Origin of the sequence: Maritimibacter sp. (assembly GCF_016774595.1) — a bacterium.
In the GTDB taxonomy this organism is placed as follows: domain Bacteria; phylum Pseudomonadota; class Alphaproteobacteria; order Rhodobacterales; family Rhodobacteraceae; genus Maritimibacter; species Maritimibacter alkaliphilus.
The window spans coordinates 874,119-896,589 of sequence record NZ_JACBWT010000001.1; the positions used below are offsets into that span (position 1 = coordinate 874,119).

The following is a 22,471-nucleotide window of genomic DNA, read 5'->3' on the forward strand; positions in this document are numbered from 1 at the left end:
TAAGGCAAGACTTGGACTCTCGCCTCGCAGGGGTCGCGTATCTGACGGTCGGTTCCCGGCTCAGGCCCCTCTTGCCCGGAGCCACCCTTGCCCATGAAACTGACCCGCCGAAGGCTCATCGCCACGCTGACCGGCTGTGCGTTGCCCATGGCCTTCCTCACGCCCGTTCGCGCCGATGAACGCGCCGCCTGGGACGTGTGGAAGTCCCGGTTTCTGGCCGGGAACGGGCGGGTGATCGACCACCTTCAGAACGGGGTGAGCCATTCCGAGGGTCAGGGCTATGGGCTGCTGCTCGCACAGGCCTTCGGGGACCGCGAGGCGTTCGACGCCATCGAAAGCTGGACCCGCGAGCACCTGCTGATCCGCGACGATGCCCTGATGGCGTGGCGCTGGTCGCCCAAGGGAAATCGTGATGACGAACTGGCCGGGAAAGACTGGCATACCGCGACCGACGGCGACCTGTTCCGCGCATGGGCGCTGATGCGGGCCGAGGTGTTTTCAGGCTGGGGGGACAGACGCGGCACGGTCGAAGCCATCTCCAACGCCCTTGCCGCGCTTTGCCTCGAACCTGACCCGCGCGCGCCGGACGAGCCAATCCTGACCCCCGGTGCGGAGGCCATGAGCGAACCCGACCGCGTCCTGTTCAACCCGTCCTACATCATGCCGCGCGCCTTGCGGGAACTGGGCCTCTACACGGAACGCGAGGCCCTGATCCGTGCCGCCGATCACGGCGAGACGATCCTTGCCGAACTCGCCGCAACGGGGCTCGTCCCGGATTGGGTTCTGGTCACGCCGGATGGGTTCAGACCTGCCGAGGGCTACGGCGCGAACCACGGCTACGATGCGATCCGGGTGGCCCTTTATCTTCACTGGTCCGGCAATGCGGCACACCCCGCCCGGACCCAAAAGCAAGAGATATGGACGGACGAGGCGCGCGTGCCTGTCGTGTTGACGCCGCAGGGCGAGGTTCTCGAACGCAGCACCTATCCGGGCTACCGCGCCGTCGCGGACCTGATCCGATGCGGCCCGAACGACCCCGCCGAAGATGCGGGCGAGCCGTACTATCCCGCCACGCTCGGCCTTATGGCCCACGTGGCACGCCGCGAGAGCGGCCTTTGTTGAGCGCATGTGTTTCCATACTTTCGACAATGTCTTGATGTGTTAAGGTTAATGGAAAAAACAACTTCACAGCTCGGAAGCTGTGGGCGCTTGCAGGAGGCACATCGTGCGGTATCTTCGCCTCGTCATCGGGTCCATCGTCATCATCGGGGCGCTCTACGTCCTCGTCGCTGAACACGTCACCGGTGCCAGTTCCAACGCCTTCGTCAACGCACCGATCGTCACGGTGCGCGCACCCGTCGCCGGGGACATCGAAATGCCGTCGCGGACCGTCGGGATGCAGGTCTCGACCGACACGGTCTTGTTCAGCATCAGCGACGTGCGCGCCGATGGTGTCCGGCTTGACGACCTCATCCTCGAACACGATCTGGCGCTGTCCCATGTCGAACGCCTCAAGGCGGAAAAGGCCGTGCTGGAAGATCACAGCGTCTGGCTTGCCGAAATGCGTGATGCCTATGCGGCGGCCAGAACGCGCGAGCTTGCATACCAGACCGAAGACCCGGTCGACCCGCTTCCCGATCTGACCGATCCCGAAAAGCTCGAGGATCTGGATCTGGAAAACACCGCCCGCAACGCGAGCAATGTGGACGACAACGCCGGGGACGATTCGGCACAAGCCTCCGAAGCGTTCTCGTCGCTCGAGGCGCTTCAACTCGACACCGCCCGCACGGATCTGTTTCTCGACGACACGGCGGGAGCGGCCTGGAATTACGCCTACTGGTCCGGCACGGCGCACCATCAACTCGCACGGATCGAGGCGGAACTGGCGGAGGCGCAAGCCATCGCGACCTCCATCGACGACCGCATCGCCCGCGAGCGTGTGCGCATGATCCGGCTGACGGGCGGCGACATCGCCTCGCCGGTCGACGGGATCATCTGGGAACGAATGGTGGGTGACGGAATCAACGTGCAGCGCGGCGACACGATCATGAAAGTCGCCGATTGTTCGGCGGCGGTGGTGTCGCTCAGCGTGTCCGAGATCGTCTACAACCGCCTGCGCACGGGCGACCCGGCCATTTTCCGGTTCTCCGGCGCGGATACGGCGCTGGAGGGCACGATCTCGCGGCTCGCCGGGGCCGGGGCCGCGACCGTCTACGACGACATGGCCGTCAAACCCAGCAAGGAACATCTGGAACGCTACGACGTGACGCTCATCGTGCCCGATCTGCGCGGTGCCGACATGTCGGGCGGCTGCGCCATCGGGCGGACCGGCCGCGTGTTCTTTCAGGACCGGCCCCTGGACCCGCTGCGCCGGCTGCTGAACTAGGCCCGTCGATGATCTATCCCAGCGAACTCGGGTCGAGCTTCAACCAACTGGCCCTCATTCTGGGGATCGCGGTGGTGATCCCTTTCGTCTTCGACAAATCGAAGACCAGCCATCGCGTCGTGATGCTTTCGATCGCGATGGTTCTTGCGCTGCGCTACATCTATTGGCGGGCGACCGAAACCGTTGCGCCCTTTGGCTTCACGCTCGACTGGGCGGCAAGCTGGGCGCTCCTGTTGCTGGAGCTGCTCGCCCTGATCGGGTCACTCAGCGCCTTCGTCATCATGATGCGGGTCAAGTCCCGCTCCGACGAGGCGACGGAAAACGCGAACTGGTGGGCGCCACGCCCGGACCCGTCCGTCGTGCTCCTGATCGCGACCTACAACGAGGAACTCGACGTCCTCGAACGGTCGATCATCGGGGCCAAGGCGCTCAAGCACCCGAACAAGGAAGTGATCGTGCTGGACGACGGGCGCCGCGACTGGCTGCGCGACTATTGCGCCAGCGCCGAGGTCGGATACCTGCGCCGACCCGACAACAAGGATTCCAAGGCCGGCAACATCAACCATGCCCTCGCGCGACTGGCCGAACGGGACACGCCCCCTGATTTCGTCGCCGTTCTGGATGCCGATTTCGTGCCGCATCGCGGGTTCCTGCGCCGCTCGCTCGCCCTGTTCCACGACCCCGATGTCGGCCTCGTCCAGACACCCCAGCACTTTTTCAACGCCGACCCGATCCAGCACAACCTCGGCGTCAGCCGGTCCTACCCGGACGAGCAGCGGTTCTTCTTCGACCACATGCAGCCGTCGCGCGACGCATGGGGGATCGCCTTTTGCTGCGGCACCTCGTCCGTGATCCGCTTCCCGGCCTTGCAGGACATCGGAGGCTTCCCGACCGAGAGCATCACCGAAGATTTCATGCTGACCCTCGCGCTTCAGAATGGGGGCTGGAAAACGGTCTATCTCAACGAGGCGCTGACCGAAGGGCTGGCCCCCGAAGGTCTGAAGGAATACGTCACGCAGCGCGCCCGCTGGTGTCTGGGCCTCATGCAGATCGCGCGCGGGTCGCTCGGCCCCTTCGCGACGAACAACCTGCGCCTTCGCGATCGCTGGAGCGTCCTCGACTCGGTGTTCTACTGGCTCACGACATTCACCTTCCGCCTCGCCGCGCTCGTGTTTCCCCTGCTCTACTGGTATGGAAACATCACCGTTGTGAATGCCCAGCTTGCCGACGTGGTGTCCTATTTCGGGGCGTATTACCTGTGGATTCTGCTGACCCTGAACCTTCTGTCGCGCGGGCATGTCGTCCCGGTTCTGAACGACGTGAGCCAGTTGATCGGCGCCTATCCCATCGCGCGCTCGGCCATTACGGGTCTTATCAAGCCCTACGGACATCCGTTCAGCGTCACGGCCAAGGGCGGGGATCGCAGCAAGATCGTCGTTCAGTGGCGTATGATGGTGCCCTTCGCCCTGTTGCTGGCCATCACCTTGGGCGGCCTCGTGCTGGGCGTGCTGTTCGACCGGTTCGCCTTTTTCGATGCGGGCGACGGCAAATGGGTCATCCTTTTCTGGACGCTCTACAACTTGGTGGTCCTCTCCGTGACGCTGGTCGCCTGTGTGGAACTGCCGCGCCGTGAACGCCATGTCGCCGATGCGCCGGAACAGGTCCGCGTTTCGTTCGGGGGCGAACAGATGGACCTCTGGATGACGAACCTGACGCTCGACCATGCCCGGCTGCGCGGGCGCCAGTTCGAGATCGGCACGCGCGGCACGATCGAACTGGAAAACGTCGGGGCGGTCGCCACCTACGTCAGCGCCAAGTCGCGCGACGGCGTGCGCCTGCAACTTCTGCCTGACGACACCCAGCGCGCCGCGCTCCTCCTGCGCTTCTACACCGAGGACAACACGCCCGGGATCTCCAACGTCAGGATGAGCGCCATGCTGCGCGACGTCGCCCGGCGCTTTACCTTCAGTTCGAATACGAAAGGACGGGGTTGATGAACCGCGCCCCTCTCCGCGCAGTCCTTCGCGTGTCCCTGATGTCAGCGTTCGCCCTGTTGCCCTCTGCCGCTTTGTCGGATGGCCTGTTCGCGCAACTCGACGCGTCGCGGAGCACGACGACGGGTGTGCTGTCCGTCGAGCGCGGAAACCTGTCCTATGCGATGAGTCTCAGTGGATACACGGGTGGGGCGGATCTGAACGCCTCGCTCACCTACAAATTCGTCCTTGGCGAAGCGGCCCCCGTCACGTTTCGGATCGGTCCCGCCTTTCAATACGAAGGACTCGCGACCCCGAAATTCGGCGTTCGCGTCATCGCCGAACACTACCGCCCCACGACGTTCGGACACGTCTTTCTTTTGGGTGAGTTCACGTCCATCGACACGGGATACTTCGGCTTGCTGACCGTGGGGTTCAACGAGCCCGACATCGATTTCGAGTTCACGGTCCAGGGCGACGACGACGGGTATTTCGACCAATCCATCGCTGCGACCTACGGCCTGCCCAACAACGCGACCCGGCTGCGCCTCGGCTACCGGTTTCAATCACGCGAAGTGTTCGCCGGGGTCTCGCTCAACACGTTCTAGCGCGGCGGCGTGAACACGGGCGGCGACGACGACCATTTCTGGCGGCCTGCATGCGCGGGGCCACTGTGAAGGACCGGACGCAACGCGACAACCCAGGTGACAAAGAAGGCCTGACGCGGGTGCAGGACCGGCCTGACGACTGGCAGGGGACACACATCTTTCGAAACTCGACGGAAAGCGTGGCTGGGGTGGTAGACGAAATCAAACGCGTCTGCGCCAGGGCGGGTTCGCGCAAAGCAGATACCTCCTCCGCGTATCTGGAAGCATCGGTTGGATACTTGGCTTGAGCTTGCCTGCACGCTCGCCAAGACACTTCCCCCTTTTGAACAAGCCCACAGTCAAGGCCTACATCCTATGTTGACGCACATCGGCATCAACTTTATCTTCCATGGAAGATAAGGGAGGATCACCAATGCTTTCACATGAACAGAATGAAATGATGTGCCGGGTCGGTCCCGGCACCCCTATGGGCGAGGCATTCCGGCGCTACTGGATACCGATCTGCCAGACGTCCGACATCCCGACCCCGGACAGCCCGCCTTTCCCGCTTGAAATCCTCGGCCAGAAACTCGTGGTCTGGCGAAATGCCGACGGCCAGCTTGGCGTGCTCGACCAGTTCTGCCCGCACCGCCGGTCCTCACTTGCTATCGGTCGCTGCGAGGGTGACGGCATTCGCTGCCTGTATCATGGCTGGAAATTCGCGCCCGACGGCACCGTTCTGGAAACTCCGAACGTGAACGACCCCGACTTCAAGAACCGGTTCAAGGCCGAGGCGTTTCCGGTGCGCGAAGCAGGCGGGCTTGTGTGGTCTTACCTCGGGCCGAAGCTCCTTCAACCCGAATTCCCGCATTTCCCGTGGTTCGATGCGGACGACGACCACCGCAACAACGCCTATGCACTGAACCACTGCAACTACGTGCAGGCGCTTGAGGCGCTGGTGGACAGCTCACACCTGAACATCCTGCACGCCGATGGCCTTGTCGCCTCCGGCCAGCTTGAGAACCTGAACTTCTCCGCCGCTGCCGAAATGACGTTCGACGCGGCCCCCACCATCGAAGTGGACGACACCGATTTCGGCTTCCATTACGCGGCGCTTCGCCGGGGCGAAAACGTGTCGGGCAAGGGCGAGGTACACGTGCGGGTCACCGCCTTCTCGCTGCCCTGCTTTATCGCCAACCCGAACGAAGACCTCTTTATGTGCGTGGTCCCGATCAACGACGAGCAGTGCATCCACTTCCACGTCTGGTGGCATGCCGAGCGCGAAATGGGGAAAGACCCGCTGAAGTCCAACATGCTCAAGCACGTCGGGCTCGATCCCGAGGCGCTGGCGAACTACAACATGACCTACGAGACGTTCAACGACGACGACCGCCCGTCGCTGCGAAACCGCTACAAGCAGGACCGTTCGCGCATTCAGGCGGGATCTTTTTCGGGTTTCCACAGCTTCACGCAGGAAGACAGCGCGGTGAACATCTCGCCCGGCGCGATCAAGGATCGGTCCAAGGAAATCCTCGCCCCCGTCGATATGGCGGTCTCACGGCTGTATCGCTCGCTCATTTCGGCGGCGCAGGCGGTCGAGAACGATCAGGAGCCGCAGGGGGTTCATGCTGACCAGACCAAGATCATCGGGCGCAATGGTACGGTCCCGGAGGACGAAGATTGGCGGCAGCTTGTCCCGTCGCACACGATCACGCGGCGGTATCGCTCGGTAAAGCTGGGACGCGGGACGCCGGAACAGGTTCACTAGTGACGGTCAAAAAAACGGAAAGGCCAGCGACAGGTTCGCCGGCCTTTTTTTGCATCAGGGATGCGCGTGTCAGATATGAACCGCGCGACCCAAGGCCTGCATCGCGGCCTCGGTGAAGCCTTCGGACCGGGTCGGGTGCGACTGGACGATGGCGGCCACGTCCTCAAGCCTTGCGCCCATGTCCAGCGCAATGGAAAAGGCCGAGGAAAGTTCCGATATCCCCTGTCCCACGGCCTGAATGCCCACAATGCGGTTGTCCTGAGCACGAGCCACAACGCGGACCATCCCTTCGGTTCCTTCGGTGGCCAACGCGCGCCCGTTGGCCGTGAACGGAAAGCGACCGATCTTTGCCGCGCCGAACTGGTCTTTCGCCTCTTGCGGTGACAGGCCGACCGTCACGATCTCCGGGTCGGTGAAGCAGGTGGCGGGCATCGCTTGTTTGTCCCAGACGCGGGCGTGGCCAGCGGCGATCTCAGCGACCATCTCACCCTCGGCCATGGCGCGGTGGGCGAGCATCGGGCCGGGGGTCACGTCACCGATGGCAAAGACGCCGCGCATCGGCGTCTCGCAGCGGTCGTTGACAGGGATGAACCCGCGTTGGGTGGGCAGCAATAGCCGCTCCAGCCTAAGACCGGCCGTGTAGGGCTTGCGGCCAACGGCTACGAGCACCTTGTCCGCGTCGATCTGCGCCGGGCCGTCCGGCCCCTCGATCCACAGGCAGCCGGCTTCATGACCCGTGGCGCGGGCGTTCAGGTGGACCGTCACCCCCAGCGCTTCGAGCCGTTTGGCAACAGGTTTCACCAATTCGGCATCGTATTGGGGGAGGAGGGATGGCCCCGCCTCGACCACCGTGACACGCGCGCCGAGTTTGGCGAAGGCGGTTCCGATCTCCAGCCCGATGTATCCGCCGCCGACCACGGCGAGTGTGGGCGGCACATGCGTCAGCGCAAGCGCCCCGGTGGAGGACAGCACATCGCCGCCGAAGGGCAAGGTCGTAAGCTCCACGGGCGTCGATCCGGTGGCGATGACGATGATCTTGGCCGTGATCCGGTCGCCCGCGCCGACCTGAACCGTCTTGCCGTCGATGAACTGCGCGGCGCCGCTCACCACCTCGACCTTCGCGCGTTTGAGCAGGCCCCGCACACCGCCCGTCAGGGTGGCGACGACGCCGTCTTTCCAACCCACCGTCCGGGCGTAGTCGATGCTGGGCGCTGCGGCCCGGATCCCGAGCGCGTTTTCGCCTGCAAAAGACACCGCGTCGTGAAATTTCTCGGCCGCGTGGATCAGCGCCTTGGACGGGATGCAGCCGACGTTCAGACAGGTGCCGCCGACCGCCTCTTTCTCGACAAGCACGGTCTTGAGGCCCAGCTGCCCGGCGCGGATCGCGGCGACGTAGCCACCCGGCCCGCCGCCGATCACGAGGAAATCGCAAGTCTTATCGGCCATGTCAGTCTCCGATGAACAAAAGCGCGGGGGTTTCGAGAAGTTGCTTGAGCCGGGCGATGAACACCGCAGCATCCCAGCCGTCGACTACCCTATGATCGAATGAGCCGGACAGGTTCATTATCGTGCGCGGGCGGAAATCCCGCCCGTCCCAGATCGGGCGCACGGCCATCTTGTTCACGCCGATCACCGTGACCTCGGGCAGGTTCAGGATCGGCGTCGTCGCAATCGCGCCGAGGGACCCGAGCGACGAGATGGTGATGGTCGATCCTTCCAGATCGCTCTTGGCAATGGTGCCGTCCCGCGCGGCCCCGCTCACGTCGCGCAAACGGTCGGCTATGTCCCACGGCGTCATCGCCTCGGCATGATGCAGGACGGGGACCATGAGGCCACGGTCCGTTTGGGTCGCGACACCTATGTGCACCGCCTCATGCTGGCGGATGATCCCCTCGGCAGGCAGGAAGTGCGCGTTGAGGCCAGGCTGTTCGCCCACCGCTTTGACGATGGCGAGAGCCACGAAGGGAATGACGGTCAGCTTGCCGCGCCCAGTGTCATTCAGCGCCTTTCGGGTGGCTTCAAGCTCGGTGACGTCGACCTCTTCGATGATCGAGAAATGCGGCGCCTCGGACTTGGCGGTCTGCATCCGGACTGCGATGACGCGGCGCAGCCCCGTGACCTTGAGGTCGGTCGTCCCGGTCTTTCGCCGGGTCTTGGGATGGGGCGCGGCAAGGTGGTCTTCGAGATCGTCGTAGAGGATGCGGCCCCCCGGACCAGTGCCCGTGACATCGCCCAGCGCAATCCCCATGTCGCGGGCGCGTTGCCGGACCCACGGCGCGGCGGCGGGCCGTGTGCCGGAACTGCGCGGCTTTGGTTTCGGCGCGGACTTTTGTTCGGCGTTCGCCGGTTTCGTCGGCGGCTCCGCCTTACCGGTTTCAGGCACGGAAGCGGACCTTTGTTCGGACTTACGTTCGCCCTCAGGTTCGGACTTTTGTTCGGCAACCGCGCCGCCATCCGTCGTCAATGCAACCAGAGCCGACCCCACCGCAAGCGTGTCCCCGACTTCGCAACCAAGCCGTGCGACGGTTCCAGACACCGGCGCGGGGATTTCGACGGCGGCTTTGTCGGTCATGACGACGGCGAGCACGTCGTCCTCCTGCACCATGTCGCCCACGGCCACGGACCATTCCGTCAGTTCCGCCTCGGTCACGCCTTCGCCGATGTCCGGCAGTTTGACGATGTGTTCTCCCATCTCAGGCCTCCAGCAGAGCTTCGATGTTGCGCAGTAGTCGCTCGGGGCCGGGGAAGTAGTCCCATTCACCGGCGTGCGGATAGGGGGTGTCCCAGCCCGCGACGCGTTTGACCGGCGCTTCCAGATGGTAAAAGCACGCCTCCTGCACCTGCGCGGCGAGCTCTGCGCCGAACCCGCTGGTGAGCGTCGCCTCGTGCAGCACAAGGCAGCGGCCCGTGCGTTTAACCGAAGCGACAACGGCGTCGATGTCGAGCGGGACGAGCGTGCGCAGGTCGATGACATCCGCCGAAAGCCCCGCGTCAGTCACGACGCCCAAGGCGACGTGGACCATGGTGCCGTAGGTCACGATCGTCAGGTCATCGCCCTCGGCCCGGAGCGCGGCCTTACTCAATGGCACGGGCGCATGACCCTCCGGCACGTCGCCAAGTTCGTGCTTTTTCCAGCCGACCAGAGGGCGGTCGTGGTGGCCGTCGAAAGGGCCGTTGTAGATGCGTTTCGGCTCAAGAAAGATCACCGGGTCCGGGTCTTCGATGGCGGCGAGGAGCAGGCCCTTTGCATCCGCAGGCGTGGACGGCACCACGGTTTTCAGGCCCGCGACATGAGTGAACAGCGCCTCGGGGCTTTGGCTATGGGTCTGCGCGCCGAAGATGCCACCGCCCGTGGGCATACGCACGACGATGGGACACGTGAACTCGCCCGCCGAGCGGTAGCGCAGACGCGCCGCTTCCGACACGAGTTGGTCGTAAGCCGGATACATGTAGTCCGCGAACTGTATCTCGACCACGGGCCGGATGTCGTTCGCCGCCATGCCGATGGCGGTGCCGACGATGCCAAGCTCGCTGATCGGCGTGTCGAAGCACCGGGTGGCACCGTATTTCTTTTGCAGCCCTGCCGTGCAGCGAAAGACGCCGCCGAAGAACCCGACGTCCTCGCCAAAGACGACGACGCGCTCGTCGCGGCCCATGGCGATGTCGTGGGCGTCGCGGATCGCCTCGATCATGGTCATGTGCGCCATGTCAGACCCCCATCTCGTGACGCTGGCGGACAAGGTGTGATGTCGGCGTCTCGAACACGTCCTCGAACATATGCGCGGGCGACGGCAGGCGGCCCGAGGTGAGCGTGCCGATGGCCTCGGCCTCTTTCTGGGTCGCAATGACTTCGGCCCTTATCTCAGCCGCGGCCTGGGTGTGGCGCTCTTCGTTCCATGCGCCACGTGCGATCAGGTGGTCGCGCAGGCGCAGGATCGGGTCGCCCAGCGGCCATGCGCTGCCTTCTTCCTTGGGGCGGTAGGCGGAGGGATCGTCCGAGGTCGAATGCCCGGCAACGCGGTAGGTGACGTATTCGATCAGGGTAGGGCCAAGGTTCGCCCGTGCGCGTTCCGCCGCCCATCGGGCCACTGCGCGCACGGCGAGGTAGTCGTTTCCATCGACGCGAAGCGCCGGGATGCCGAACCCGTGGCCCCGCGCGGCAAAGGTGCCGGAGCCGCCCCGCGCGATGCCTTGGAAGGTCGAGATGGCCCACTGGTTGTTTACGATGTTCAGAACCACGGGCGCCTGGTAGGTCGAAGCAAAGACAAGCCCGGCGTGAAAGTCGTTCTCAGCGGTCGAGCCGTCCCCGATCCATGCCGCCGCTATGTTCGTCGCGCCCTTGATAGCCGAGGCCATCGCCCAGCCCACGGCCTGCGGATACTGCGTGGCGAGGTTGCCCGAGATCGAGAAGAACCCGTGATCCTTGGACGAATAGAACACCGGCAATTGCCGCCCGTGCACCGTGTCGCCCTCGTTCGAGTAGACCTGATTCATCATGAGCAACATGGGGTAGTCGTCCGCGATCAGGAGGCCCGCCTGACGGTACGTCGGAAAGTTCATGTCGCCCGGCTGAAGCTCGCGCCGGAAGCCACAGGAAATCGCCTCTTCGCCCAAGTGCTGCATGTAGAAACTGGTCTTGCCCTGCCGCTGCGCCATGAGCATGCGGGCGTCGTATTCCCGCAGCAGCATCATGTGGCGCAGGCCCGTGCGCAGTTCGTCGTCGTCGATGTCAGGGGCCCAGTCACCGACCGCCTGCCCCTTGCGGTCCATGACGCGGATGATGGTGAAGGCGAGGTCGCGGATATCCTCGGGGTCGGCATCGACCGGAGGGCGGCGCACGCTGCCTGCCTTGGGGATCGGCACGCCGGAAAAGTCGGGACTGTCGCCGGGGCGCAAGGTCGGCTCGGGGACGTGGAGGCGGAGCGGATGGGTCATGCGGCCACCTCGGACGGCGCGGTGATCGCGCAGCCAAGGCCGCCGTCGATCCGGGCGGCGAGCGTCGCCACCGCCCCATCGGTCAGGCCCGCGAGTGTCAGGGTCACGTCCAGGCCTTCGCCGTGTTGGTGGGCCGCGACGGAGATCAGGTCGAACCCCATGCGCCGTGCGTGGTCGAGTGGGCGGATCAGGCCGGCGTAACCTTCGGTCGTCGTGAAATAGATGTGTCTGCGCATGACTCCTCCTACGGCAACGTTATCCTCAGAAGAACAAAAAAGGCTTTTGATCTTCTGCTATTTATGGCCATATGAAAATGATTTTTCTGTCATGACCCATTCCGACAGAATCATATCTTCCACGGATGAAACTGATGCCTCGCGAGCTAGACACCAAAGACCGCGCAATCCTGCGCCACCTGCTTGAGAACGGGCGCCTGACCACGGCGGAACTGGCCGACCGGGTCGGATTGTCGGCAAGCCCGTGCTGGCAGCGAGTGCGGCGGCTGGAGGCGGACGGGTTCATCGACGGCTACGGCGCACGGGTCGATATGGAGCTGCTCGGCCTGCGCGAACTGGCCATCGTCGAGGTCACGCTTGACCGTCACGACGATGAAACGCTCGAGGACTTCGGGCAGGCGCTGGCGGACATTCCCGAGGTGCTCGAGGTATACCTGACCACGGGCGACTACGATTACATGATCAAGGTCGCGGTGGACGGCACGCGGGGGTATGAGGAGTTCCTGCGCTCGAAGCTCTACAAGGTCAAAGGCATACGCCATTCCCGGTCGAGCTTTGTGCTCCGCCGTCTGAAAAGCCAGCAGGCCTTCGTGCCGGACTAGGCGTCGGTCAGACCCACGAGTTCGGCGAGATTTTCGGTGCGGTCGAGTTCCTCGATCTGGCCCCGGTGCACGATCGCGCCCCGGTCCATGACGACGAAACGGTCGGCCAGATCGCGGGCGATGTCGATTCGTTGTTCGACCAGCAGAATGCCCAGCGACTTGTCCACCGTCAGCGCGCGCATGGCTCCCACGAGTTGTTCGATGACGACGGGGGCAAGCCCCTCGGACGGCTCGTCCATGAGCAGCACTTGCGGGTTGCCGACCAGCGCCCGTGCGATGGCAAGCATCTGCTGTTCACCGCCGGAGAGTTGCCCGCCAAGGCTTCCGATCCGCGCGGCGAGGCCGGGAAAGAGGTCGAGCACCTTGTCGCGGGTCCAGACGCCGGGGCGCCGCGAAATCAGCAGGTGCTCGTCCACCGTCAGGCTTTTGAACACTTCCCGTTCTTGCGGCACATGTCCGATCCCGTGAGCCACGCGGCGGTGCAGTTTGGCTGCGGCAAGGTCGGTGTCGCCCAGACGGACCGATCCGCTGAGCCGCCGCGCGCGGCCGCTGAGAAGTTCGAGCAGGGTCGATTTGCCGACCCCGTTGCGCCCGATTATGGCGAGCGTTTCACCCTTGGCGAGGTCGAGGGACAGATCCTGGACCACGACGGTCGGACCCCAACCCCCGGTCAGGTTGCGCACTTCAAGCATTCTGAGCCTCCACTTCGCCGCCGCCAAGATAGACGCGTTTGACCTCGTCCGAGGACATGACCTCACGCAATGGGCCGTCGATCAGGACTGTGCCGTGGACAAGGACAGTCACATCGGTCGCGACCCGGCGCACAAGCTCCATATCGTGTTCGATGATGAGAAGGGCGAGGGACGGGTCGAGCTCTTCGATCACCCGAAGGAGCAGGTCGAGTTCGCCGGTCGGAATACCCGCCGCCGGTTCGTCCAGCAGCAGGATTTTCGGATCGAGGGCAAGCGCGATGGCGATCTCGATCAGGCGCTGTTGGCCGTAGGCGAGTTCCGAAACCAGCCGATCCGCGTGCGGCTCCAGCCGGACCTTGCGGATCAGGTCCATGGCGCGGTCGATGCTGTCCTTGTCGCGGCCTGCCGCGCGGAACGGGTTCACCCCCATGCGCCGGTTCTGGCTGACGGCTAGGTAGACGTTCTCGAGCACCGTCATGTCAGTGAATAGGTTCGAGATCTGAAAGGTGCGCACCAGACCCATACGGGTGCGTTTGGCGGGCGCAAGGCGCGTGACGTCCTCCCCCCCGATGAACACCTGACCGGACGTGGGTGCGATCACGCCGGACAACTGCCCGACGAGTGTCGTCTTGCCCGCGCCGTTCGGGCCGATCAGCGCGTGACGCGCGCCGGGGGCCAGTTTCAGGTTCACGCCGTTGGTGACGTGAAGCGCGCCGAAGTATTTGTGCAGGTCGCGTGCTTCGAGCATGTAGGTCATTCGCCCGGCTCCAGTTTTTCGCGTTTGGCGGGGGTGAAGGCCGGGCGTGCGGGGCGCACCCGCAGCCATGCCTTCTCGGCGATGCCCAAGAGGCCGCCTTTGCCGAAGCGGACGACGAGCACCAGAAGCACCCCGATGGCCAGCATCCAGAAATACGGATCCCATTGCTGGGCGAGGTATTGCACGATCATGTAGACCGCCGCCCCGATAATTGCGCCGTAGATGCGCCCGAGGCCGCCGAGCACGATCATCGCCAGCGCAAAGACGCCAAGGTCCACCGTCAGCGTCTCAAGCGAGACGAAATTGTTGGTCTGGGCATAAAGCGCACCAGCGATCCCGGCCAGAAAGGCGCTGTAGGTGTAGATGATCACCTGTTGCTTCAGCACGGGCGCGCCCATGACCCGCATCCTCAGTTCGTTCTGGCGGATACCCTGCAACGCCATGCCGAAGGACGACGAGACGACGATGCGCGAGATGATCACGAGAAGGACCAGCCAGGCGAGGACGTAGAGATAGCTTGTGGTGCCCCAGATCGACCATTTGAACAGGCCCAGCACCGGCTCGAACGTCAGGTTCGGCAGGCCGTCATGGCCGCCCGTCAGCCACGACATCTTGTTCGCGGCCTCATGCACAATGGCGGCGATGGCGACCGTGACCATGATGAGCGGCAGGTGTTTGAGGCGCAGGACGAACGGCCCGGTCAGGACGGCGAGCACCGCTGCCATGCCCCCGGCGATCAGGGCGGCCGTAATCGGCGTATCGATCCCGGCGATGGACAGTTTCGCGGCCCCATACGCCCCCACCCCGAAGAACACGGAATGGCCGAGCGTGACGATGCCCGCGTATCCGATCACGAGGTCGAGCGAGACCGCGAAGATCGCCATCACCAGCACCGCTGCGCCGAGCGTGAGGTAGCCGGGAAAGAGGTAGTAGCACCCTATGGCCACGATCAGCGGCACTAGTTCCCACAGCGAGAAGCGGTGACGATTGAGGAAGCGTGCGTTCGGCATGTCCATCAGGCGGCCCTCTTCGTGAACAGACCCTCGGGGCGCAACACCATGAGCACGACGAGGACGATGTAGATGATGAACCCACCGAAGCTGGGCACGAGGAAGCGGCCTGCGGTGTCGACGATCCCGACCAGCACCGCGACGGCAAGCGAGGCGCGCATGTTGCCAAAGCCCGACAGCGCCACGACGACCAGCACGAGGACGAGGTATTTCATTGGGTAATAGGGTTCGAGCGGCAGCATCCCCGCGCCGATGGCCCCGCCGAGGGCGGCCAAACCGCTCCCGATCCCGAAGGCGATGATGAACACGCGGTTCACGTTGATCCCAATCACGCGGGTCATCGACGGGTTGTCCACGGCGGCGCGCAGCTTGGCCCCGAACGAAGTTTTTTCGAACATGATCCAAAGGCCGACGACGACGATCAGCCCCATTGCGATGACGAACAGCCGGTAGATCTCGAAGTTGCGGATGCCGAGGTCGACGTTGCCGGTCAGGTAGTCCGGCAGGCTGATCGGGTAGACGTTCGGCCCGAAAAAGATGGTCAGACCGCCGATGACGATGAAGTTGATCCCGATGGTCATCAGCACCTGATCGAGCTCTGGCGCGCCGTAAAGGTTCACGAAGACCAGACGCTCCAGCACCACCGACAGGGCGACGACACCGGCGACGGCGGCCACTACGGCGAGCGGAAAGGGTATCCCGAAGTTGGTCATCACCCCCACCGCGATATAGCCGCCGATGGCCGCGAAGGCGCCGTGGGCGAGGTTCATGACCCGCATCAGGCCCATCGTGATGACGAGGCCGATGGAGATGATGAACAGGACAAGTCCGTAGGACACGCCATAGAGCAAGATGAATGTGAGTGATGAGGCGGCGCTGGCCATTAAGGTGCTCCCCGTTTCGTGCGGACCGTCAAAGCGAAGGTCCGCGGCACATCCGATGATGCCCCGCGGACGAAGTTATGACGAGGGCGTTCAGCTTCCCGAGATCGGGTGAACCTGCGGAATCGTATCGACCACGACGTTGCGCAGCTGGCCGTCCACGTCTTCGACCCGGCGGATCACGAAATCCTGGATCGGCTCGCGGCTTTCGGCGTCGAGCGTGATCTTGCCACGCGGGCTGGCCCACGAATACCCGGCGAGTTTCGCCATCACCGCGTCGCCGTTGAAGTCGGCACCCATTTCCGTGGCCAGCGCATAGATTAGCGCCATGGAGTCATAAGCGCCGAGCGTGAAGGTGCTGGGCAGCACGTCTTCGCCGAACTTGGCCTGAAGCCCGCCGACGAAGGCCTCGTTCTCGGGGTTGTCGAGCGATTCCGAGTAGTAAATCGCGGAATGGAAGTTCTTGATGGTGCCATCGAAGAGGTGGATGTCGCTATCCTCGGCCTCGCCCTGCCCCATGATGAGCGTGTCTTCCATAAGACCGCGCGCGGCCATCGCCTTGACCATCGAGACGGCCTGCGCCCCGGGCGGGATAAACAGCTGAACCATGTCCGGCTGCGCCTCGGCGATCCGTTCGGCAAAGGGCGAGAAATCGACGGTGGACAGCGGGATATTGTCGGACCCGGTGACGGTGCCGCCCGCGCCCTCGAACGCCGGTTTGAACGCGTTGGCAACGTCATGACCGGGGGCGTAATCGGCCACGGCGACATAGGCGCTTTCCATCCCGTTCTCGCGCGCCCATTTGGCGGCGACTTCGGCGTTGGTGGCGATGTTCTGACCGAGACGCACGAAATAGGGCGAAGCATCCATCAGCGCGGGCGATGCGACGTGCGGCAGGAACGTCGGGATCTGCACTTCGTTGATTACCGGAGCCGCCGCCGCGGCAGAGGGCGAGATGCCGAAGCCAACCAAAGCCTGCACGCGTTCGCGCACGATCAGCTCCTGCGCCATCTGTTTGGCGTTCGCCGGGTTGCCCGTCGTGTCGCGGTAGACCACCTCGATGGTGGTGTCGCCAGCTTTGTCGCCGTTCAGTTCCATGAACGTCTCGATACCTTGGCGCCACTGTTCGCCCATCACCGCAAGAGGCCCGGTCATTGGCCCGACGACCCCGACCTTCAGCGTATCAGCCATCGCTGTTGTACTGACCATAAGGCCAGCCACGACCGTTATCGTCCCAAGACGATTTCGTTGAGTTACCATGATTTCCTCCCTGTTCGCGCTTTTGCCGTGGCTCTCTGGAGCACGGTCACGCATCGTCGTCAGGCCAGTTTTTCCTCACTCCCGGATCGGTCTTAACGGTGTCCGACCAATAACCAACTCATCTGACCTTCCATGGAAGGTGAAACGATTGCGCTTTCACGTCAAGAAGATTCTTGAATATCTTCCATGGATGATGATGCTGCATCCGCAAAGCAGCGCCGTTGTCCCGGCAAGCGGAACGAAGGTGATTGGCGGAGGAACCGCTCGAGCAGGGAGAGGCGTTGTTCGGGCGTCCGCGGGACACTATGATCCCGTGAAATCAAGGGGAGGACTGCACGAATGCAGTCGCGGAGGGGATAAAGCGGGATTGGCACGAACATTGAATGACATGACCCAAGCGTGGCGCCGGGAGCGCCCTGACCTTAACCTCGACCCGTTCATCGTGGCGGCGGCGATCAAACAGATCGACACGTCGATGGAGGCAGCGTTTCGCGATCTCAGCCAGGCCGGGTATTCGATCGGGCCAAGCGACCTGCGCATCCTTCTGGCGCTTCGTCGCAATGGCCCGGACGGCGCAATGCGCCCGACGGATCTGTTCCAGTCGTTGTTCATAACATCGGGCGCCGTGACCAAGCAGGTCGATCGTCTGATCCGCAGCAAACTTGTCTCACGCAAGATCGACCCCGCCTATAAACGCGGCCGGATCATTTACCTTACTGACGAGGGGCGGCGTGTCGCGGACGAGGCGATCGAGCTGATCTGTTCGCCGGACACCGCGTTCGGACGGGTTGTTGACAGCATGAGCGCGGACGAGCTCGCTCACGGGATGGATTTCCTTTACAAGCTTCTCGCCTATTTCGAGAACGTCGAAGGCCTCCCCCCGGTAGAGAACGCAGCGGACTGATCGCCTAGCGTTCGAAGCGGAAGCCATCACGGGGAAGGTCCGGGTCGACCTCCAGAAACATGCCGAGCAGGATCAGAGGAAACCCGTTCGCGATTTCGTCGCGCCGGATTTCCGAAATGCCGTCGAATATCACGGGATGAACAAACATCCGCGTCGGCAGGTTCCCTTGGCGTTCGGCCTGCACCGCTGCCGGGCAGGCCTTGTCGATGATGTCGTTGAAACTGATCACGGGATACCCTTCTCGTTACGCTTGCACGGCGCGGCGCACTTCGTCGGCCATCTGGCGCTGCGCGACGATGGCCGCTTCGACCGCCGGGCGCATCTGGACGAAGGTGTGGATCATGCCGGCGTATCGCGCGTGGACCACGCCGACACCTTCGGCCATGAGGCGATGGGTCAACGCTTCGGAATCGTCGCGGATCGCGTCGCATTCCGCCGAGACCAGAAAGACCGGCGGCAGGCCCGTGAACGTCTCGGCCTTGAGCGGCGACAGACGCCAGTCGGACGGATCAACACCGTGGTTCAGCGCATAGGTGCCCAGCGCGTGGTTCACGTCGCGGCGGGTCTGAAGGTGGTTCTCGGCGAACAGGTCCATCGAGGGGCGCTCGACGCTCGCGTCCACCGCCGGATAGGCCAGCACCTGCTTGGCAATCTCGGGGCCGCGTGCATCCCGCGCCATCAGCGACACGACGAGGGCAAGGTTGGCACCTGCGGATTCGCCCATCACCACGATGGGGCCGTCCGGCAGGCCAAGGCCCGCGCGGTCCCGATCCACAGCGACGAGCGCAGCGAAGGCGTCGTCGACCGCTGCGGGGAACACATGCTCGGGCGCGAGCCGGTAGTCGACCGACACGACCGCCGCGCCGGATTCCGCCGCCATGAAGCGGCAGACCGGGTCAAAGCTGTCGCGGCTGCCCGTGATCCAGCCGCCACCGTGATAGGCAAGAACGACGCCGCGCGCCTGCTCGGGCACGTAAAGCCGCACCGGAATGTCGCCCGCCGGGCCGGGCACGACCGCATCGCGCACGGTCGCAATTTCCGGGCCGGGCCGGGATTTGGCGCGGTCTTCCATCATCTGGCGCACATCGGGAAGCGCCCCGTCGGCGAGCACGGATTTACCCCGGCTATGGCCGAGGATCGGCGCGAAGGCGGGATCGGTCGGCGCGCTCATGCCGTCGCCCCCGTGGCTTTTCGCTTTAGCGGGATCTTGGGCATGTGGGCCTGCGTGCTGGTGCCGCCGTCCACGGTCAGCGTCTGCCCCGAGATGCAGGCGGCAAGGTCCGAGCACAGGAACATGAGCGGCCCGGCGATGTCGGCAGGCTCGCACGGGCGGCCCACGGGGATATAGCAATTGAGCTCGGCCCAGAAGTCATCGCCAAGTGCTGCGACGAGACGCGGGGTGCGCACGAAACCGGGCGACACGGCGTTCACGCGGATGCCCTTGGGCCCCAGCTCGCAAGCCGCCCCCGCGACGAACTGGTTGAGCGCGGCTTTGGACGCGCCGTAGACGGTCTGGTTCTCGACCGCCCGCGTGCTGGACATCGAACTCACAAAGGCGAGCGCGCCGCCCTCCGGCATGAAGCGGGGGGCGATCTGGACGGTCAGGAAGGCATGGCGGAGCGTGAGGTCGAACTGCTCGTTCCAGCCCTCGTCATCCATGTCGGCAATCGCCCGAACGTCTGCGATCCCCACGATGTCCACGACCCCGCCAAGGCACCCATCCGCCCAGTCGGCGGCGTCCTGAAACATCCGCTCCATGTCGCCGCGCCGGGTCACGTCGCCCGACAGGGCAAGGCCGCCGACCGCACCCGCGACAGCCTGAGCCAGTCCTTCGTCGCGGTCCACGCAGGCGACGCGCGCACCGGCTGCCGACAGGGCCTCCACCGTTGCGCGGCCAATCCCCTGCCCGGCGCCCAGCACCACGAATGCTTTGCCGGAGATGCCCGGCACGTTCTCAAGCGTCATTGCGCCTGCTCCTCCCTCAGATATCCAGCACCAGTTTCGGGCTGCGGCTGCCCGAACAGCAGACCATCATCACCTTGTTTGCGGCCAGTTCCCCATCCGACAGCACCATGTCGCGGTGGTCCGGCGTGCCCTCGACCACGCCGACGCGGCACGATCCGCAGACACCGTCCATGCAGGAGAACGGAATGTCGATCCCGTTGTCGAGAAGCGCGTCCAAAATGGTCGTCTCGGGCGTGATCGTGAGGTTCAGCCCGCTTTGCACGCATTCCACCTCGAACGTCTCAAGCGCATCGTCCGAAACGGGAAGCGGCTCGCCCCCGAAACGTTCGAGGTGCGCGTGACCCTCTGGCAAGCCCGCAGTAGCGGCTTCGAACGCATCCAGCATCGGCGCGGGACCGCAGGCATAGAAATGAGCGCCGTCGCCCTGTTCCGCCCCGATGATCTCGGCCAGATTCAGCATTGCGCCGCCCGGCTCGCCGTCGAAATTCAGGTTCACGCAGCGCGCCTTGTCCAACAGGTCGAGCCGGTCAAGGAACGCCGCATCCGCGCGGGTGCGGCAGGAATAGTAGAGCGTCCAGTCGGCGCCCGTCGCCTCCATCCGGTCGATCATCGACATCATCGGGGTGATCCCGATCCCGCCCGCGATCAGCACGGACTTCGCCGCCGACTCGTCGAGCGGGAAGTTGTTCTTGGGGGCCGAGACTTTCATCACCTGCCCCACGCGCAGCGTGTCGTGGATATAGGACGAGGCACCGCGGCTCGGGTCCGCCTTTTTCACGCCGACGACATATCGCCCGGTGTCACCCGGCGCATTGCACAGCGAATAGGACCGGCGGATGCCGTTGGGCAAGAAAAGATCGACATGCGCGCCTGCGTCGAACGGCGGGAGCGTCACACCATCCTGCGGCGTGAATTCGACCGCGAGCGTGTCACGTGCCAGAAGGGTCATCGAACGGACAACGACCGGCAGGGTCATGTCCTGACCGGGGAGCGAGGGCTGCATCATCATCGCAGGCTCCTTTTGAAGAAAGATAGGTCGAACGCCCGGCCACGCTTGCAGCCGGGCGCGGCCTTATTCGGCGGCTTGCGGCGGAATTTCGTAATGATGGCCCACGGCCTGCCATGGCCGGTCGAGCGGCGCGTCGGACGTCACGCTCACCTGCGTGAGATCCTCCATCGTCGCGCCCAAGGGTTCTTCGCCCTCTTCGACCGCCTTGATGCTATCCAGAAGGCAGCGGCGCAGGCGCACGACGGCCCCGTCGGCTGCCACAAGATGTTCCTGCGTGCGGTCGAAGATCTGACCCATGGACAGGGCCATCGCGGCGTCTTCGTGTTCGACGCCCTTCATGCCGCTCCAGTGTTCGTCCATCTGATCGCGCTTTTGCCCAAGCCCCATACCCCAGTCGACGGTAAGGTTATGGGTCTCGGGATCGTAGACCGCCGGATCGTCCATGCCGAGCAGCTCCAGCATCTCTTCGCGGTCCGGCTTGGAATAGCCGTGCTGCACGATGAAGGTCGAGGTCTGGCCATCGTTGTCGGGCGTCTCGAACACCGTCAGGAACGAGTTCGGCGCGGGGATGATCCGGCCCGTGGGCATGATAAGCGGCACGACACGAACGTTCACCACCTCCGGCTCGCCCTGCGCATTCGGCGCGCGGCGCATGGCGGCGTAGTGAAACCCGTAGTCGGTGTTCTCGATCTCGAACGTCGGCGCATTGTCGACCACGGCAAGGTTCGCGGGGTTCGACGCCCGGCTGTCGCGCGTCGGCTCGTCATTCAGCCAACCCGGCGAAGCACTTTCGGCGTGCAGAATCCCGACGTGGGAACTATCGGCCCCGCCTTCCCACAGTTGCAGGTAGTTGCATTTCACGTTGATGCGCAGGGCCAGACGATGCTCCGCCGGCGCGTCCATGAAGGAATAGCGGCGGAACGGCGGCTCTTCGCCCTTCTTCGCGCCCACCACGGTCCAGATCAGCCCGCCCTCTTCGCGCACCGGGAAACAGGGCTGCTTGAGCCGCTGCTTCACACGCGGGTCGGGGTTGTTCGGGGTGTCGAGGATCGTGCCATCCACCGCGAATTTCCAGCCGTGATAGAGGCAACGCACGCCGCCATCCTCGACACGGCCAAGCGCCAGAGAGGCTCCCCGGTGCATACAGCTTTCCTGAAGCACGCCGACCTTGCCTTCACTGTCCCGGAACACGACGAGCTTTTCGCCCAAAAGCTCCGCACGGATCGGTTTGCAATCCGGTTCCGGCAGTTCCTCGGACAACGCGATGGGGTGCCAGTAACGGCGCATGACCTTGCCCATAGGCGTGCCGCGACCGACACGGCAAAGGGCTTCGTTTTCCTCGTGGGACAGCATTCCAGTTCCTCCTCCTGGTCCACAGTCGCCCGTTTCCGGTCGCCGCGGCTTTTCATCTTCCATGGAAGATAAACACCATCGGGAAGCCTCGTCAACTCCCCCTGCCGTCGCTGTGTCGGGATGCTAGCCAAAGCGATCCGCGCGTTCTGCGCG

At 64.2% G+C, this 22,471-nt stretch carries 22 protein-coding genes; 7 read left to right on the forward strand and 15 right to left on the reverse strand.

Annotated elements, in window-relative coordinates; genetic code table 11:
* The first annotated feature begins 93 nt into the window (after positions 1 to 93).
* From HOY44_RS04335 to HOY44_RS04355, 5 genes are all read left to right on the forward strand, one after another.
* Positions 94 to 1,122 (forward strand): family 8 glycosyl hydrolase, encoded by a 1,029-nt coding sequence (locus HOY44_RS04335; protein WP_287433248.1) that lies wholly within the window; start codon positions 94 to 96, stop codon positions 1,120 to 1,122.
* Positions 1,123 to 1,225: 103 nt separating this feature from the next.
* Positions 1,226 to 2,386 (forward strand): HlyD family secretion protein, encoded by a 1,161-nt coding sequence (locus tag HOY44_RS04340; protein WP_287433249.1) that lies wholly within the window; start codon positions 1,226 to 1,228, stop codon positions 2,384 to 2,386.
* An 8-nt stretch (positions 2,387 to 2,394) separates the two neighbouring features.
* Positions 2,395 to 4,380 carry a glycosyltransferase gene (locus HOY44_RS04345; protein ID WP_287433250.1) on the forward strand — a complete coding sequence of 662 codons (1,986 nt, stop codon included), beginning with the start codon at positions 2,395 to 2,397 and terminating at the stop codon, positions 4,378 to 4,380.
* A gap of 41 nt (positions 4,381 to 4,421) precedes the next feature.
* The gene (locus tag HOY44_RS04350; protein ID WP_287433252.1) at positions 4,422 to 4,967 is read left to right on the forward strand and encodes a hypothetical protein; all 546 of its coding nucleotides are present in this window, start codon (positions 4,422 to 4,424) and stop codon (positions 4,965 to 4,967) included.
* A 412-nt stretch (positions 4,968 to 5,379) separates the two neighbouring features.
* Positions 5,380 to 6,714 (forward strand): Rieske 2Fe-2S domain-containing protein, encoded by a 1,335-nt coding sequence (locus HOY44_RS04355; protein ID WP_287433254.1) that lies wholly within the window; start codon positions 5,380 to 5,382, stop codon positions 6,712 to 6,714.
* A 69-nt stretch (positions 6,715 to 6,783) separates the two neighbouring features.
* Here the strand turns inward: HOY44_RS04355 and lpdA are convergent, their stop codons facing one another.
* From lpdA to HOY44_RS04380, 5 genes are read right to left on the reverse strand one after another with little or no spacing between them, the layout of a single operon-like run.
* The gene (gene lpdA, locus HOY44_RS04360; protein ID WP_287433255.1) at positions 6,784 to 8,160 is read right to left on the reverse strand and encodes a dihydrolipoyl dehydrogenase; all 1,377 of its coding nucleotides are present in this window, start codon (positions 8,158 to 8,160) and stop codon (positions 6,784 to 6,786) included.
* A 1-nt stretch (position 8,161) separates the two neighbouring features.
* A complete protein-coding gene (locus tag HOY44_RS04365) occupies positions 8,162 to 9,406 on the reverse strand; it encodes a dihydrolipoamide acetyltransferase family protein (protein WP_287433256.1) in 1,245 nt (414 codons plus the stop codon).
* Between the two features lies 1 nt (position 9,407).
* Positions 9,408 to 10,421, reverse strand: coding sequence for an alpha-ketoacid dehydrogenase subunit beta (locus HOY44_RS04370; RefSeq protein ID WP_287433257.1), 1,014 nt, complete (start codon positions 10,419 to 10,421; stop codon positions 9,408 to 9,410).
* A 1-nt stretch (position 10,422) separates the two neighbouring features.
* The gene (locus HOY44_RS04375) at positions 10,423 to 11,649 is read right to left on the reverse strand and encodes a 3-methyl-2-oxobutanoate dehydrogenase (2-methylpropanoyl-transferring) subunit alpha (RefSeq protein WP_287433258.1); all 1,227 of its coding nucleotides are present in this window, start codon (positions 11,647 to 11,649) and stop codon (positions 10,423 to 10,425) included.
* On the reverse strand, positions 11,646 to 11,885 hold the full coding sequence (locus tag HOY44_RS04380) for a hypothetical protein (protein WP_287433260.1): 240 nt from the start codon (positions 11,883 to 11,885) through the stop codon (positions 11,646 to 11,648). Before HOY44_RS04380 ends, HOY44_RS04375 begins: the two co-directional genes overlap by 4 nt.
* 134 nt (positions 11,886 to 12,019) lie before the next feature.
* On the opposite strand from HOY44_RS04380, the gene HOY44_RS04385 reads away from it, so the two are divergent.
* Entirely contained in the window at positions 12,020 to 12,487 is a 468-nt protein-coding gene (locus HOY44_RS04385) for an Lrp/AsnC family transcriptional regulator (protein WP_040885847.1), read from the forward strand.
* Here HOY44_RS04385 and HOY44_RS04390 read toward each other — a convergent pair.
* The 5 genes from HOY44_RS04390 to HOY44_RS04410 form a co-directional block, all read right to left on the reverse strand.
* Positions 12,484 to 13,179, reverse strand: coding sequence for an ABC transporter ATP-binding protein (locus HOY44_RS04390; RefSeq protein WP_008334651.1), 696 nt, complete (start codon positions 13,177 to 13,179; stop codon positions 12,484 to 12,486). The two genes, HOY44_RS04385 and HOY44_RS04390, sit on opposite strands and share 4 nt — an antisense overlap.
* Positions 13,172 to 13,936 (reverse strand): ABC transporter ATP-binding protein, encoded by a 765-nt coding sequence (locus tag HOY44_RS04395; protein WP_287433263.1) that lies wholly within the window; start codon positions 13,934 to 13,936, stop codon positions 13,172 to 13,174. Before HOY44_RS04395 ends, HOY44_RS04390 begins: the two co-directional genes overlap by 8 nt.
* The gene (locus tag HOY44_RS04400; protein WP_287433264.1) at positions 13,933 to 14,952 is read right to left on the reverse strand and encodes a branched-chain amino acid ABC transporter permease; all 1,020 of its coding nucleotides are present in this window, start codon (positions 14,950 to 14,952) and stop codon (positions 13,933 to 13,935) included. The genes HOY44_RS04395 and HOY44_RS04400 overlap by 4 nt, the downstream gene beginning before the upstream one ends.
* The gene (locus HOY44_RS04405; RefSeq protein WP_287433265.1) at positions 14,952 to 15,830 is read right to left on the reverse strand and encodes a branched-chain amino acid ABC transporter permease; all 879 of its coding nucleotides are present in this window, start codon (positions 15,828 to 15,830) and stop codon (positions 14,952 to 14,954) included. The genes HOY44_RS04400 and HOY44_RS04405 overlap by 1 nt, the downstream gene beginning before the upstream one ends.
* A gap of 90 nt (positions 15,831 to 15,920) precedes the next feature.
* A complete protein-coding gene (locus HOY44_RS04410; protein ID WP_287433266.1) occupies positions 15,921 to 17,018 on the reverse strand; it encodes an ABC transporter substrate-binding protein in 1,098 nt (365 codons plus the stop codon).
* A gap of 217 nt (positions 17,019 to 17,235) precedes the next feature.
* Here HOY44_RS04410 and HOY44_RS04415 point away from each other — a divergent pair, with 217 nt between their 5' ends.
* Positions 17,236 to 17,991 (forward strand): MarR family winged helix-turn-helix transcriptional regulator, encoded by a 756-nt coding sequence (locus HOY44_RS04415; RefSeq protein WP_287433267.1) that lies wholly within the window; start codon positions 17,236 to 17,238, stop codon positions 17,989 to 17,991.
* Positions 17,992 to 17,995: 4 nt separating this feature from the next.
* On the opposite strand, the gene HOY44_RS04420 is transcribed toward HOY44_RS04415, so the two are convergent.
* The 5 genes from HOY44_RS04420 to HOY44_RS04440 form a co-directional block, all read right to left on the reverse strand.
* The gene (locus HOY44_RS04420) at positions 17,996 to 18,220 is read right to left on the reverse strand and encodes a hypothetical protein (RefSeq protein ID WP_008334642.1); all 225 of its coding nucleotides are present in this window, start codon (positions 18,218 to 18,220) and stop codon (positions 17,996 to 17,998) included.
* A 15-nt stretch (positions 18,221 to 18,235) separates the two neighbouring features.
* Positions 18,236 to 19,162 carry an alpha/beta hydrolase gene (locus tag HOY44_RS04425; protein ID WP_287433270.1) on the reverse strand — a complete coding sequence of 309 codons (927 nt, stop codon included), beginning with the start codon at positions 19,160 to 19,162 and terminating at the stop codon, positions 18,236 to 18,238.
* A complete protein-coding gene (locus HOY44_RS04430; protein ID WP_287433271.1) occupies positions 19,159 to 19,956 on the reverse strand; it encodes an SDR family NAD(P)-dependent oxidoreductase in 798 nt (265 codons plus the stop codon). The genes HOY44_RS04425 and HOY44_RS04430 overlap by 4 nt, the downstream gene beginning before the upstream one ends.
* A gap of 16 nt (positions 19,957 to 19,972) precedes the next feature.
* Positions 19,973 to 20,965 carry a PDR/VanB family oxidoreductase gene (locus HOY44_RS04435; protein WP_287433272.1) on the reverse strand — a complete coding sequence of 331 codons (993 nt, stop codon included), beginning with the start codon at positions 20,963 to 20,965 and terminating at the stop codon, positions 19,973 to 19,975.
* A 63-nt stretch (positions 20,966 to 21,028) separates the two neighbouring features.
* Complete coding sequence (locus HOY44_RS04440) at positions 21,029 to 22,318, reverse strand: Rieske 2Fe-2S domain-containing protein (protein WP_008334637.1); 1,290 nt, start codon at positions 22,316 to 22,318, stop codon at positions 21,029 to 21,031.
* Positions 22,319 to 22,471: the final 153 nt, after the last annotated feature.